Origin of the sequence: Desulfovibrio porci (assembly GCF_009696265.1) — a bacterium.
Classification (GTDB): Bacteria; Desulfobacterota; Desulfovibrionia; order Desulfovibrionales; family Desulfovibrionaceae; genus Desulfovibrio; species Desulfovibrio porci.
Genome location: NZ_VUMH01000001.1, coordinates 245,423 through 258,943, shown reverse-complemented (window position 1 = coordinate 258,943; position 13,521 = coordinate 245,423). Strand labels below are relative to the sequence as shown.

The 13,521-nt window shown below is 62.1% G+C and carries 13 protein-coding genes; 7 read left to right on the top strand and 6 right to left on the bottom strand.

Translation table 11 applies throughout. From position 1 onward, the window contains the following. The first annotated feature begins 37 nt into the window (after positions 1-37). From FYJ44_RS01135 to FYJ44_RS01105, 7 genes are all read left to right on the top strand, one after another. Complete coding sequence (locus FYJ44_RS01135; protein ID WP_154508387.1) at positions 38-1,456, top strand: sigma-54 interaction domain-containing protein; 1,419 nt, start codon at positions 38-40, stop codon at positions 1,454-1,456. 357 nt (positions 1,457-1,813) lie between these two features. Continuing rightward, the gene (locus FYJ44_RS01130) at positions 1,814-3,316 is read left to right on the top strand and encodes a tripartite tricarboxylate transporter permease (protein ID WP_154508386.1); all 1,503 of its coding nucleotides are present in this window, start codon (positions 1,814-1,816) and stop codon (positions 3,314-3,316) included. Between the two features lie 9 nt (positions 3,317-3,325). Beyond that, complete coding sequence (locus FYJ44_RS01125) at positions 3,326-3,784, top strand: tripartite tricarboxylate transporter TctB family protein (protein WP_154508384.1); 459 nt, start codon at positions 3,326-3,328, stop codon at positions 3,782-3,784. Between the two features lie 50 nt (positions 3,785-3,834). Beyond that, positions 3,835-4,815: a tripartite tricarboxylate transporter substrate binding protein gene (locus FYJ44_RS01120; RefSeq protein ID WP_154508382.1), complete on the top strand. Its 981-nt coding sequence runs from the start codon at positions 3,835-3,837 to the stop codon at positions 4,813-4,815. Between the two features lie 78 nt (positions 4,816-4,893). Continuing rightward, positions 4,894-6,288 carry an aldehyde dehydrogenase family protein gene (locus FYJ44_RS01115; protein ID WP_154508380.1) on the top strand — a complete coding sequence of 465 codons (1,395 nt, stop codon included), beginning with the start codon at positions 4,894-4,896 and terminating at the stop codon, positions 6,286-6,288. 42 nt (positions 6,289-6,330) lie between these two features. Further along, entirely contained in the window at positions 6,331-7,452 is a 1,122-nt protein-coding gene (locus tag FYJ44_RS01110) for a succinate--CoA ligase subunit beta (RefSeq protein ID WP_154508378.1), read from the top strand. Then, positions 7,452-8,333 carry a succinate--CoA ligase subunit alpha gene (locus tag FYJ44_RS01105; protein WP_154508376.1) on the top strand — a complete coding sequence of 294 codons (882 nt, stop codon included), beginning with the start codon at positions 7,452-7,454 and terminating at the stop codon, positions 8,331-8,333. Before FYJ44_RS01110 ends, FYJ44_RS01105 begins: the two co-directional genes overlap by 1 nt. Positions 8,334-8,400: 67 nt before the next feature. On the opposite strand, the gene recJ is transcribed toward FYJ44_RS01105, so the two are convergent. The 6 genes from recJ to FYJ44_RS01075 are packed head-to-tail and all read right to left on the bottom strand — an operon-like array spanning position 8,401 to position 13,474. After that, a complete protein-coding gene (gene recJ / locus FYJ44_RS01100) occupies positions 8,401-10,125 on the bottom strand; it encodes a single-stranded-DNA-specific exonuclease RecJ (protein ID WP_288229644.1) in 1,725 nt (574 codons plus the stop codon). Then, a complete protein-coding gene (locus FYJ44_RS01095) occupies positions 10,122-10,976 on the bottom strand; it encodes a tetratricopeptide repeat protein (protein WP_154508372.1) in 855 nt (284 codons plus the stop codon). Before FYJ44_RS01095 ends, recJ begins: the two co-directional genes overlap by 4 nt. A gap of 14 nt (positions 10,977-10,990) precedes the next feature. Then, the gene (pyrF, locus tag FYJ44_RS01090) at positions 10,991-11,689 is read right to left on the bottom strand and encodes an orotidine-5'-phosphate decarboxylase (RefSeq protein ID WP_154508371.1); all 699 of its coding nucleotides are present in this window, start codon (positions 11,687-11,689) and stop codon (positions 10,991-10,993) included. Positions 11,690-11,725: 36 nt separating this feature from the next. Then, on the bottom strand, positions 11,726-12,334 hold the full coding sequence (gmk, locus tag FYJ44_RS01085) for a guanylate kinase (RefSeq protein ID WP_154508369.1): 609 nt from the start codon (positions 12,332-12,334) through the stop codon (positions 11,726-11,728). Next, the gene (locus tag FYJ44_RS01080) at positions 12,334-12,588 is read right to left on the bottom strand and encodes a DUF370 domain-containing protein (RefSeq protein WP_154508367.1); all 255 of its coding nucleotides are present in this window, start codon (positions 12,586-12,588) and stop codon (positions 12,334-12,336) included. Before FYJ44_RS01080 ends, gmk begins: the two co-directional genes overlap by 1 nt. Before the next feature lie 4 nt (positions 12,589-12,592). After that, positions 12,593-13,474 (bottom strand): YicC/YloC family endoribonuclease, encoded by an 882-nt coding sequence (locus FYJ44_RS01075; RefSeq protein ID WP_154508365.1) that lies wholly within the window; start codon positions 13,472-13,474, stop codon positions 12,593-12,595. Positions 13,475-13,521: the final 47 nt, after the last annotated feature.

Sequence of the window (13,521 nt, the reverse complement as noted above, 5' to 3'; positions counted from 1 at the left end):
CCGCGAACATGGCCGGTTTTTTGCGAGGCAGGAGCCAATGCACAATAGAAAACTGCGAAACTCCCTCATCGTCACAGCGATGCGCGACCTTCCCACCGGCGCGTTCATTTGCGACAGGGAAGGCGTTGTACAGTTCATCAATGCCGCCTATGCCAACTATCTCCACCTGCGTCCGGACGAGGCCGTCGGTCGCCATATTACGGAACTTATTCCCGATTCCGGCATTCCGGCGGTGCTGCGCTCAGGCAAGGCCGAGTTGCGTCAGATACGGCGCTTCCCCAACGGCGGCGCGACGCTGATCGTCAACCGCGTTCCTCTTTTTGACGAGGACGGCGAACTGATCGGCGCTCTGAGCATGACTCTCTTCGACACGGCGGCCCAGGTTAAAGATCTTCTGGAGCATGTGCGCTGCCTGGACATAAAGGTCAATTCCTGCCAGCGGCGGATCAAAAGCGCCCTGTCCGCGCCGTATACCATTGAATCCATTGTCGGGGAAAGCGAGAGCGTCAGGGCGTTCAAATCCCTTTTGCTGCGCTACGCCCACACGGATGCGGCGGTGCTCATTCTCGGGGCCACGGGCACGGGCAAGGAACTGGCGGCGGGCGCCATCCATACCGCCAGTTCCCGCGCGGAGGGCCCCTTTGTGGGCATCAACTGCGCGGCGATTCCCAAGGAGCTCTTTGAATCCGAGGTCTTCGGCTACGCGCCGGGCGCTTTTTCGGGCGCGCGCAAAGAGGGAAGCATCGGCAAAATTGAGGTGGCCCATCAGGGAACGCTTTTCCTCGACGAGGTGGGCGATCTGCCCATGTCGGCGCAAGCCAAGCTGCTGCGCGTGCTTGAGGAAAAGTGCCTTTTCCGCCTGGGTTCCTCGCAACCGAGGGATGTGGACTTCCGCCTGGTGGCCGCCACCAACCGCGACTTGCGGGCCATGATCACGGCGGGAACTTTTCGTGAGGATCTGTATTACCGCATCAACTCCATGAAACTGCGCCTGCCCGCCCTGCGCGAGCGCCGGGAGGACATCCCCCTGCTGGTACGCTTTTTTCTCGACCATATGGGCGCGGGCGAAGTGGTCTGTACGGAAGAAGCCATGAACGTGCTGATGGAATATCCCTGGCCCGGCAATATCCGAGAACTGCGCAACGCTGTGGGACATGCCCTGAGCCTGTGTTGCGGGGGCCGGATCGTCGTGCATGATCTGCCGCCGGAGTGCTGCCGGGCCGGGTGGGGAAAAGATATGGCGGCTGGTTCCTTACAGGCGATTACCATGAATGTGGAAGGGCAGACCATAGAAAAAGTTTTACGCGAAACCGGCGGCAATAAGGTTAAGGCGGCGGCCATGCTGGGTATTTCCAGGGCCGCTCTGTATGAGAAAATAAAAAAATTGCGCATGGCGAAAGCTTTTGATGAAGCGACAGTTCAGCTGAAAATTCGTGAAAAAAAACGCGATCAATAAGAAAATGTCAACTTAACGAGACATAAGACAGCATCTGTCTAAAAAAATTGACAGATTTTTATGAGGCCATCCACATGTAAATGTGGATGGCCTCTTTTTATTATATAATTTCAATTTATTAGGGACATATAAAAATGCAGGACTCCTTGGCATGATATTTGTAATTTTATGCACAAGCTCAGGCGTGCGGGTTTCATCGCCCGGAAGTGCGATTGGCCCGCATACACCTTTAAAGAGAGGAGACAATGAACAGAAACAGTTGGGGAAAATGCCTTGAACGGCGCCGGGCATGCGATACAGCGAAAGTGTGTGGTCGGGTAAGCGGCACGCACACCAAGGGTAAGAGAGGACACTCTAATGGAATTTTTTCAATATCTACCTGATGTATTTTCTTGGTTGAACCTGCTGGTGTTGATTGCCAGTTCCATCGGCGGGCTGTTTTTCGGCGCAATGCCCGGCCTTTCGCCGACTATGGCCGTGGCGCTCATGGTGCCTTTTACGTTCTACATGCCGCCCACCACCTCGCTGATCATGCTGGGGGCGGTGTACACCAGTTCCGTAGCCGGCGGCAGCATTTCGGCCATTCTGCTGAGCATTCCCGGCGCGCCGGCTTCCATCGCCACCCTGATGGAGGGGCCGGCCATGGCCAAGCAGGGGCGTGGCGAAGAAGCCCTGTATACCAGTTTCTGCGCCCATGTGGTGGGCGGCGTATTCGGCGTGCTGGTGCTGCTTTGTTTCGCGCCTCCGCTGGCCCGCTTCGCCATGCGCTTCGGCCCATCGGAACTTTTCTGGACGGCCATTTTCGGCATCACGGTCATCACCGGCTTGTCGTCCGGGGGCATGCTCAAGGGGCTGTTCGGCGGCGCGCTGGGCATGCTCATTTCAACCATCGGCTACAGCCAGATTTCCGGTGAGCCGCGTTTTATTTTTCATGAAGACCTTTCCAGCGGCATTGCCCTGGTGCCCGCGCTCATCGGTTTTTTCGCCGTACCGCAGGTTATTGACCTCATGCGCGATGCCCATGTGAAACTGGCCAAGCTGGACGTGAAGGCCAAGAAGGGCATGCTGCGGCGCGTCGTCAAGAGCCTTGCCACCTATGCGCGCACTCTCACCCTCGGCAGCACGCTGGGCACTGTCGTCGGCATCATCCCCGGCGCAGGCGGCCAGATTGCAGGGCTCATGGCCTATGACCAGGTAAAAAAACTGAGCAAGCACCCCGAACGCTTCGGCCAGGGCAACCCAGAGGGGCTCTGTGCTTCGGAATCGGCCAACAACGCCACTGTGGGGCCTGCCCTGATTCCCATGCTGACGCTGGGCATTCCCGGCTCGCCCACGGCGGCGGTGCTGTTGGGCGGCCTGCTCATCCACGGTCTTTTCCCTGGGCCGGATCTGTTCACCAAGCATGCCGGCGTCACCTATACCTTCCTGGGTGGTCTCCTGCTGGCGCAGTTCGCCATGTTCGCCCTGGGCATTCTGGCTTCGCGCTATTCGCAGTATGTGGCCAACGTGCCCAATCACATCATGTTCGGGGCCGTGGTCATCCTCTGCGTTTTCGGCTCGTACTGCGTGTCCAACAATTTTACCGATGTGCTCATCATGTTCGTGCTGGGTATGGCCATGTTTGCGCTGGACAAGCTGGGCTTCCCCAGCGCGCCCCTGGTGCTGGGCATAATTCTCGGCCCCATCGCCGAAGAGAACTTCCTGCGCGGCAGAATGATCGCTGAAACGGATGTGGGCCTGTTCTCCTACTTCTGCACTGGAGAACTCAATCTGATTCTCATTGCCCTGAGCGTGTTCAGCTTCGCCTGGGGCATCGTCGGCGAAATAAAGTACGCCCGCAAGCGCGCGGCCGAGGCATAGGAGGCTTCCATGATTTTCTTGCAACGGGAATTTATGGCTGCGGTCTGCATGAGCCTCCTGACGGCCCTGTTCGCGGTCAATGTGTCGGATCTGTCAGAAGAGGCGGGCCTCCTGCCCCGGTTGCTGATCTGCTTTATGGCCGGGGTCAATATTCTGCAATACGTCCTTGCCCTGTACAGACGGGGAGGGAGCAACCTGCTCGAGGCCCTGAAGGGCTATCCCTTCCCCCTGGTGCTCAAGCTGTTCGCGCTTACGCTGGCCTATATTGCCGTACTGCTGCCCCTGGGCTTTTATGCGGCCTCCTTTCTCTACTTTTGGGCGGGTTCGCTTCTGGCCAACCCGACGCCTCTGAACGGGCGCATTGTGGCCCAGCGCGCGCTGGGCTGCGCCTTGTTTGTGGGCGGGTTGTGGCTGCTGTTTTCCTGGGGGCTGGGCGTGCTCATCCCCCTTGGCGAGATATGGCCCTGACGTGCGGCTGTTCCGGCTGTTAACCGAATTTTATTTAAGGAGTAGTTGAGATGAGAAAAAGTCTTTTTTCCCTCCTGTGCCTGTGCGCCATCGCGTTTTCCGGCGCTGTGGCCCATGCCGCTCAAACGGCGGACGGCTATCCAGCCGCTCCGGTGAGTCTGGTTGTGGTTTATACGCCTGGCGGCGCCACGGATCTGCAGGCCCGCATTTCCTGCATGGTGGCCCAGAAGAAGGAATACTTCGGTCAGCCCTTTGTCGTGTTGAACAAGCCCGGCGCGGGCGGCCAGACCGGCTGGAACTGGATGATGGAGCGGGGCAGCCGTGACGGCCTGACTATCACTGCCTATAACATGCCGCACTTCATCGCCCAATCCATCATCTACAAGACCAAGTACAGCGTTGACACCTTTGAGCCGCTGGCCAACTGGGGCGCGGATCCGGCCGTGCTGGTGGTTGCCAAGAACAGTCCTATCAAGTCCGTTGACGACCTGGTCACGTTCGCCAGGGAGAACCCCGGCAAGCTGACCATCAACGGAGCGGGCCTCTATGTGGGCCATCATGTCGCCACCCTGCAGTTGCAGAAGGATGCCGGCATCAAGTGCACCTATATTCCCGAAAAGGGCGGCACCGACGCCATGCAAAGCGTTCTGAGCGGCAAGGTGATGGCGGGCTTCAACAATCTTTCCGATGCCGGGCGCGCCCAGGATCGCCTCACCATTCTGGCCATCGCGGATGTGAAGCGGCACGAATTCCTGCCCGATGTGCCGACCTTCCAGGAACTGGGATACAAAGGCGTGGATGACACGAGCGTCAACTTCCGCGGCTACGCCATGCCCAAGGGCGTGGATCAGGCCATCGTGGACAAGGCCGCCGGAATTGTCGTCAAGATGTTCAATGATGAGGAAGTGCTCAGACGCATGAAGGACAGCTACTCTCCCATGCTGATTCTTGACCGCGCCAAGGTGCAGGCAATGTTCAAGGACAAACAGGCCAAGCTCCAGGAGCTCCTCCAGGAGCTCAATAAAAAGTAATGCAAGCCGCGCGTCTCTGCCGCGTTGGCGGCAGAGACGCTTTTTACATCACCCCAAACCGTGAGAGGAGCGGATACGATGAAAACTGTGGCAGAGCAGATGGAACTGGCCCGCAAGGCGCAGGAGGCTGTGGCCGAGTACACGCAGGAACAGATAGACGAGGTCTGTCTGGCCATCGGCTGGGAGGTGTACCGCGATGAAAACATCGCCAAGCTGGCCCGGATGGCGGTGGAAGAAACCGGCTACGGCAATGTGGAAAGCAAAATCCTCAAGCACAAGCGCAAGGTCGGCGGCGTTATGCACGACATCAAGGGCGCGGTGAGCGTGGGCCTCATGGAGCGGGACGAAGCCAGCGGCATCTCGAAATACGCCAAGCCTGTGGGCGTGATCTGCGCCATCCTGCCCGCCACCAATCCCACGGCCACCTGCGGCGGCAAGGCTGTGGGCATCGTCAAAGGCCGCAACGCCGTCATTTTCAAGGCCAGTTCCCGCGCGCTCAAATGTACGGCGGAAACCGTGAGGATGATGCGCGAAGGCCTCAAAAAAGTCGGCGCGCCCGAGGATTTGATCCAGATTCTTGAGGACTCCAGCCGCGACGGCATCGCGGAACTGATGCGGGTTTCGGATCTGGTGGTGGCCACAGGCAGCGGGGCCGTGGTGCGCGCGGCCTATTCCAGCGGCACGCCCGCCTACGGTGTGGGCCAGGGCAACGCGGTGGCCATTGTGGCCGAGGACGCGGACCTTGTGGAAGCCGCCGAAATGATCTGCGCCAGCAAGCTCTTTGACTACGCCACATCCTGCTCTTCCGAGAACGCGGTCATCGCCGTGGCCGACGTCTACGAGCCGTTTATGGAAGAGATGCTGGCCCACGGCTGCCACCTGGTGAGCGGCGCGGACAGGGAAAAGCTCCAGAACCATATGTGGAAGGTCAACGCCAAGGGCAAGCTGGCCCTCAACCCGGACATCATCGCCAAGTCCGCCAAGGTCATTGCCGGCGGCGCGGGCATCGCCATCCCCGACGGCGCGGACATACTGCTGGTGGAGGGGCGGGAGCCCATTGCCGACGACAAGTTCCACGACGAGAAAATTTCGCCCGTGCTCACCGTCTACAAGGCCGCCGACTTCCAGGACGCCTACCGTATTCTCACGGAACTGACCAGCAGGGTGGGGCGCGGCCACTCCTGCGGCATCCATACCTGGCGGCGGGATTACATCGACTATCTCGGCGCGCACATGAAAACCTCGCGGGTGACCGTGCGCCAGCCCATGAGCGCGGGCAACGGCGGGCACCCCTTCAACCGCATGCCGTCCACGGCCACGCTGGGTTGCGGCACCTGGGGCGGCAACATCACCACGGAAAACGTCCACTGGAAGCAGTTTATCAACGTGACCTGGGTCAATGAGCCGGTATCGCCCTGGGGCTTCACGGACGAGGAAATGTGGGGCGAGTTCTGGAAGAAGCACGGCAAATAATCCGGGGATCGACATACCGGATTTCTTGAAAAAGGAGCTGTTATGAATCTTTTTGAATACCAGGCCAAGGAAGCCTTCCGGGAATGCGGCATAGCGACGCCCAAAGGCGTGCTTGTCCGCTCCGTGAAGGAGCTGGACGCGGCTTTCGCGGAAACGGGCTTTCCCTGCGTGCTCAAATCCCAGGTCTTGCGCGGGGGGCGCGGCAAGGCCGGTTTGATCCGGGTGGTCAAGGACGCGGCGGCGGGCAGGAAGGAGGCCGGAGAACTGTTCGCCTCCGAGCACAACGTGCGCATGCTGCTGGTGGAAGAGGCTGTGGACATTGCCCGCGAAATTTATCTGGCGATCACGGTGGACCCGGTCACGGGCACGGCTCTGCTCATGGGCTGCGCCGAGGGCGGCGTGGATATTGAAAGCCTGGCCGCCACACAGCCGGAAAAGATCGTCCGTGTGAATGTGGATATGGCCGAGGGGCTCGGCGGCTATCATGTGAACAATCTGGTCTACGGCATGGGCCTTTCCGGCGATACGGGCAAACAGGCGGGGGCGGTGGTTCGCGGCCTGTACAAGGTGTTCCGCAGCCGGGACGCCCAACTGGCCGAGATCAATCCCCTGTTCATTACCGGCGACGGGCGGGCCGTGGCCGGCGACGGCAAACTGATCATTGACGACAACTCCCTGCCCCGGCAGCCGCGTTATCCGCTGAGCCGCGATTATTTCGACTCGGACGTGGAATTTGAGGCGGCGCAGGAGGGCATCCCCTATCTGCGCTTCAACGGCGACATCGCGCTGATGTGCGCTGGTTCCGGCCTGACCACCACGGTTTTCGACCTTATCCACGACGCGGGCGGCAGCGTGGCCACCTATGTGGATTTCGGCGGCGCCAACTACACGCGGGCCGTGCGCGCCATGGAACTTTGCCTGGAAACGCCCAGCAAGGTGATTCTGGTGGTCACCTTCGGCACCATAGCGCGGGCCGACGTCATGGCCGACGGCGTGGTGGAGGCCATCAAAAAACTTAATCCCAAGGTGCCCGTGGTGCTGCGCATCCGGGGCACCAACGAGGCCGAGGCGTTTGAAACCCTGAAACAGGCCGGGCTCACCAATCTGTCCGACACAGAGGAAGCCGTGCGCAAAGCCGTGGAACTGGCGGCGGGGAGGGCATAATGAGTGTTTTTGTCAATAAAGACAGCCGGGTGGTAGTTCAGGGCGTGACAGGCAAGGAAGGCTCGTTCTGGACAAAACACATGAAAGAAATGGGCACGCAGGTGGTCTTCGGCGTCACGCCGGGCAAGGAAGGGCAGGACGTGGCCGGCGTGCCGGTCTACCACAGCGTGCGGCGGGGCATGCGCGAGCATCCCGCCGACGTGGCTATGCTCTTCGTGCCGCCGCGTTTCACCAAGGACGCCATTTTTGAAGCCCTGGACGCGGGCATCCGCAAAATCTGCGCCACAGCCGACGGCATTCCCCTGCATGAAAGCGTGCAGATCCGCAAGGCCGCGCTTTCCTGCGGTGCCATGGTGGTGGGCGGCAATACCACGGGCATCATTTCCGTGGGCGAGGCGCTGTTGGGTATTATCCCCTACTGGATCGACAGCGTTTACAAAAAAGGGCATGTGGGCGTTATGACCCGCAGCGGTTCGCTGACCAATGAAGTGACCGCCGAGATCATCAAGGGCGGCTTCGGCGTCACCACGCTGGTGGGCGTGGGCGGCGACCCGGTGCCGGGCACCCGTTTCGCCGAGCTTCTGCCCATGTATCAGGAAGACCCGGACACCCACGCCCTGGTGATCATCGGGGAACTGGGCGGCAGCATGGAGGAGGAAGTGGCCGAGGCCGTGGAGGCCAAGGTCTTCACCAAGCCTCTGGTGGTCTTCATGGGCGGCCGTACCGCGCCCGAAGGCAAGCGCATGGGACATGCCGGGGCTATCGCCAGCCACGGCCACGGCACGGTGCAAGGCAAAACCGCCGCCCTGCGCAGGGCCGGGGCCAAGGTCGCCGCGCGGCCCAGCGAAGTGGGGCCGCTGCTGCGGGAACTGCTGGGCTGAGCAAGGTCGTGTGAGGTTTTCAACGGCGGCGGCTTTGCCGCCGCCGTTGCGGCGTTGGCGACAGATTTTATGCGGGCCGCCAGTCCTTGACGCCGATATCCACGGAGGCGATGCCGTTGTAGGTGTCAATGCGGGGAGTGTAGGCCAGGCGGATGGTCCGGCCCAGCAGGGAAGGCGGCAGGGCCTCGGCCATGCGCCAGGCCTTGGCCGAGAGGGTGACGCCGCTTTTCTGGTCCTGCACGCGCAGCAGCACATGCTCGCGGCTGTGGCCCAGAAAGGAGCGTTCCTTGACCAGCAGCGGCGGCGAGGCGAAAACCGGCTCGGCGTTGCCTGGCCCGAAGGGTTGCATGAGTTCCAGTTCCTTTAAAAAGCTCTGTTCGCCCGCCTGGGCGAAGTCCAGTTCGCATTCCAGCGTCAGGCTGGGGCGCAGCGGCTCCGGACCGAGGGTTTCGGTGACCACGGCGTCGAAGCGTTCGCGGAATTCCTCCAGACGCTGCCGTTCCAGACGCACCCCTGCGGCCAGGCGGTGCCCGCCGAAACCCAGCAGGCAGGAAGCCGTGGCCGCAAGGCCGGAATGCAGGTCGAATTCGCGCACCGACCGTCCCGAACCCTTGAGGCTGCCCTGGTCTTCGCAGAGGATAATGGTGGGCCGGTAAAATTCATCCACAATGCGGGAGGCCACAATGCCCACAATGCCGGGATGCCAGTCCGGGCCGTAGAGCACCAGACCCGTGCAGGATCTGCGCTCCAGCAGTTCCGACGCCTGGACGCGGGCCGCGGCGTGGATGCGTTCCTCCTCGGCGCGGCGTTCGGTATTCAGGGCGTCCAGTTGCGCGGCCAGACGCGCGGCGGCCGCGTAGTCTTTTTCGCGCAGCAATTGCAGGGCCAGCTCCGCCGCGCCCATGCGCCCGGCGGCGTTGATGCGCGGGGCCAGACGGAAGACCACCTGCCCGCCGCTCAGGGAAGCCGCCGCGTCAAAGCCGCTGACCACCTTGAGGGCCGCCATGCCGGGCCGCGCGGCTCTGGCCAGCGTGGCCAGGCCGCCGCGCACCAGAATACGGTTTTCGCCGGTCAGGCGCATGACGTCAGCCAGGGTGCCCAGCGCCACCAGGTCCAGGGCTTCGTCCATTTTGTAGCGTTTGCCCGTGTGCGGGGCCAGGGTCGCGTTGACGGCGGCCATGAGGTAAAAGGCCACGCCCACGCCTGCCAGATGCGGGCAGGGCGAATCGCCGGGTTCGCCCATCCGGGGATTGCAGACGGCCTGGGCCGGAGGAAGTTCCGCCGGGGGCAGATGGTGGTCGGAGATCACCACGCTCATGCCCAGTTCTCGCGCGCGGCGTACGGGTTCCACATCGGAAATGCCGCAGTCCACGGTCAGCAATATGCCGTAGCCCTGCGCGGCCAGAGCTTCAACCTGCGGAATGTTCAGGCCGTAACCTTCGCTGCGGCGGTCCGGCAGATGGCGCCCGGCCTGGATGCCGTGAGCTTCCAGCACGTCCAGAACCAGGGTGGAGGCCGTGATGCCGTCCACGTCGTAATCGCCCCAGACCGCCAGCTTTTTGCCGGCCAGCAGTTCCCGGGCCAGCAGTTCGGCAGCCTGCGGAATCTGCGGCCAGCGGGCGGGGGGGGTAAGCGCGTTCAGGCGCGCGGAAAGAAAATCCTCCATGGCCCCGGCCTCGGTGAGGCCCCGCCGCCAGAGGATCTCCAGCAGAAGCGGAGAGATGGAAAGCCGCTCGGCCCAGGCGGCGGGCGGCGCGCCGGCGGGACCTTCGCGGAACTGCCAGTTTTTCACTCTGCCGGGCCTGAATCCTGCGCCGCCTGCGCCAGGGCGCGCAGCGCTTCCCGCACGGCCTCCTGGCGGTCTTCGGGCACGAGGTTTTTCTGGATCATCCAGGCCAGGAATTTCAGCGAGGCTTCGTGCGTGGGGGCGATTTCAAGGGCTTTGAGCAGGGAATCAATGCAACCGTTGATGTCCTTGGTTTCCAGAAGCGCGCGGGCCATGTTCATGTGCAGGTTTTCATCGTTCTGCGAGAGCTCCAGGGCGCGCTGGTAATATTCCACGGACTGTTGCAGCATCTTGTTCTTGCGCAGATTAATGCCGAATTCATTGAAAAGATGTTTGTGCTCGGACTCGAACGCTGCGTCGAGCTTGACCAGACGCTCGAAAATGTCCTGGGCCTTTTCCACGTCGCCGCGTTCCATATAGGTCAGGCCGATGCCGAAGTTGGCCCGCACGTTTTCCTCGTCCACCTTGAGCGCGCGGGAATATTCATACTCGGCGGCGAAATTTTCGCCTTTTTCGCGGTGCTCGTCCCCGTTGTCCACGGCATGCTGCAATTCCTGCATCTTGGGATAGACGGAATTGAGGTAAAACTCCGGTTCCGGCGCGAACTTGCTGATCAACTCGTCCATGGTGATCTTGCGCTTGGGACCGCTGGGCACATAATTGGGGTTGAGCGGCTGGCACTCAATGACGTCGCCGTGCTGCTCAATGAACCAGAAAGTCTTCTGCACGGTTTTGCGGGTCGTGGTGCCGGTGCCCACTCTGCGGATTTCCTGGGTGGAAAATACTCCGCGCACCTCGGCTTTGCCGCTGTCAGCGGCGTGCCCGGCGGGCGTGGCGGTTTTTTTTTCTTCGGGCATGACTGTTCCTTCTATTATTCGGCGGCGTCCATTTCCGCCAGAATGCGCCGCGCGGCCTCAGCCGGGGAAGGCGCTTCCAGAATGGGCCTGCCGACCACCAGAAAATCCGCGCCGGCGGCCACGGCCTTGGCCGGGGTCATAATACGGCGCTGATCGCCGGCGGCGGTTCCGGCCGGACGGATGCCGGGGCAGAGGCAGAGCAGGCCGGGGGAGGCCGCCTTGATGCGCGCCGCTTCCTGGCCGGAGCAGACCACGCCGTCCAGGCCCCAGCCTTGGGCGTCGGCCGCCAGATTCATGGCGAAATCCGCCGGAGCGGCGGCGATGCCCGGCATTTCGCCTGCCGCGAAGCTGGTCAGCACCGTGACGCCGAAGAGCAGGGGGCGCGCGGGACTGTCCGCCGCCAGCCCGTCCACGGCCGCGCGGGCCTCGCGGCACATGCGCCCGCCGCCCTGGCAATGCAGGGTCAGCAGGTCCACGCCCACGGCGGCTGCGGCTTTGACGGCCCGGCCCACGGTATGCGGAATGTCGTAAAATTTCAGATCAAGAAAAACCTTGAACCCCAGAGTTCTGAGCGACTCCAGCAGGCCGGGTCCGGCCAGGGTGAACAGTTCCATGCCCATTTTGCACCAGGGGACCAGACCTTGCAGGTCCCGGGCCAGGGACAGAGCCGCGTCCTTGCGGGGCAGATCCAGAGCGACGATAAGCTGGGCCATTGATGTTCCTTGCCGTGACGGACGGTTGCGCCGGGTTCAGCGGGCGAGCAGTTCTTCCACCAGCCGGGGGTTGCGGCCCGGAGCCAGGGTGGCCGCCAGGTATACCGCCCGCAGGGCGTCGTAGGCCGCATCCAGATCGTCGTTGACCACCAGAGCGTCGTACCAGCGTGTTTCAAGCATTTCCCGGCGGGCGTTGTTCAGGCGGCGCTGGATGGTTTCCTCGTCGTCCAGGCCGCGTCCGCGCAGGCGGCGCTCCAGCTCGGCCATGCTCGGCGGCAGGATGAAGGCGAAGGCCGCTTCCTCAAGCGTCAGCTTGAGCTGGGCCGCGCCCTGCACGTCAATGTCAAAGAGCACGTCCTGGCCCTGGCGCAGCATCTCTTTGACCGGCGCCAGCGGCGTGCCGTAGAAATTGCCGTGCACTTCGGCCCATTCCGCGAACGACTGTTCCGCGCGGCAGCGTTCGAATTCCTCCCGGCTCAGGAAAAAATAGTCCTTGCCGTGCACTTCGCCCTGGCGCGGCCGGCGCGTGGTGCAGGACACGGAATAGCCGAAATGCGGAAATTCCGCCAGAAGCCGCTTGATCAGGGTAGTTTTGCCCGCCCCGGACGGGGCGCTCAGAACCAGAGCTATGCCTTCGCGCCGCATCAGTCTCCTTCCTCCTGCGTAAAACGCTGGCTGATGGTTTCAGGCTGGATGGAGGAGAGGATCACATGGTTGGAATCCGTCACCAGAATGGAGCGCGTCTTGCGTCCCTGGGTGGCGTCGATGAGCCGTCCCTCGGCCCGCGCGTCCTCGCGCAGGCGCTTCATGGGCGAGGAGGAAGGGTTGACGATGCCCACCACCCGTCCGGCCAGCACGTAATTGCCGAAACCTATGTTGATAAGTTTGTCGCCGGGCATGGGTTCATTCCAAGTTCTGGACCTGCTCGCGGCATTTTTCCAGTTCGTTCTTGAAATCCACCACCAGACGGGAAAGCTGCACGTCGGGCAGCTTGTTGCCGCAGGTATTGATCTCGCGGAAGCATTCCTGCAGGGTAAAATCCAGACGCCGTCCGGCGTCGCCGCCGCTTTGCAACAGATTGCGCAGACGCTCCAGATGGGTGTTCAGGCGGGTCAGCTCTTCGCTGACATCCAGACGGTCGGCCAGGACGACCACTTCCTGAAGCAGGCGGGTTTCCTCCAGCTCTTGTCCGCTCTGGGCCAGGGCCTCGCCCAGACGTTCCCGCAGCAGGTTGGCGCGTTCTTCCTTGATGGCCGGGGCCCGTTCGGCGATGAGGCCGGTCCATTCCTCCATGCGCAGAATGCGGGAATGCATGTCCGTGGCCAGGGCGCGGCCCTCGGCGGCGCGGGCTTCGTTCCAGTCCTCCAGGGCCAGAGCCAGGCCGTCCTCCAGCAGGGCGACGAGGTTTTCGTCCAGCTCTTCGCCGGTGTCGCCCCACAGGGAGGAAATCTGCAGCAGGACATTGTAGTCGGGCCTGAAATCCTCACCGCGTGAGGCGGCCAGACTGTGCAGACTTTCCAGCATGGCCGTCGCCTGCAGACTGTCGAAGCGCGGACTGGGCGCGGAACCGGCCGCGTATTGCAGGACCAGGCTGATGTCCACCCGGCCGCGCGCGGCAAAGCGCCGCACCACTTTTTCCAGGCGCGGCTCCAGACTGCGCACGGCCACGGGCAGACGCCATTTGAGATCCAGATGGCGGCCATTGACGCTTTTGATTTCCCATTGCTGGGTGATATTGGCGTTTTCCACCAGACAGCGGCCAAAACCGGTCATACTGCGGAGCATAACTTCTCCTGCTGCGAACTGTATCCGGGAAGTGTAGAGCAAGGGGC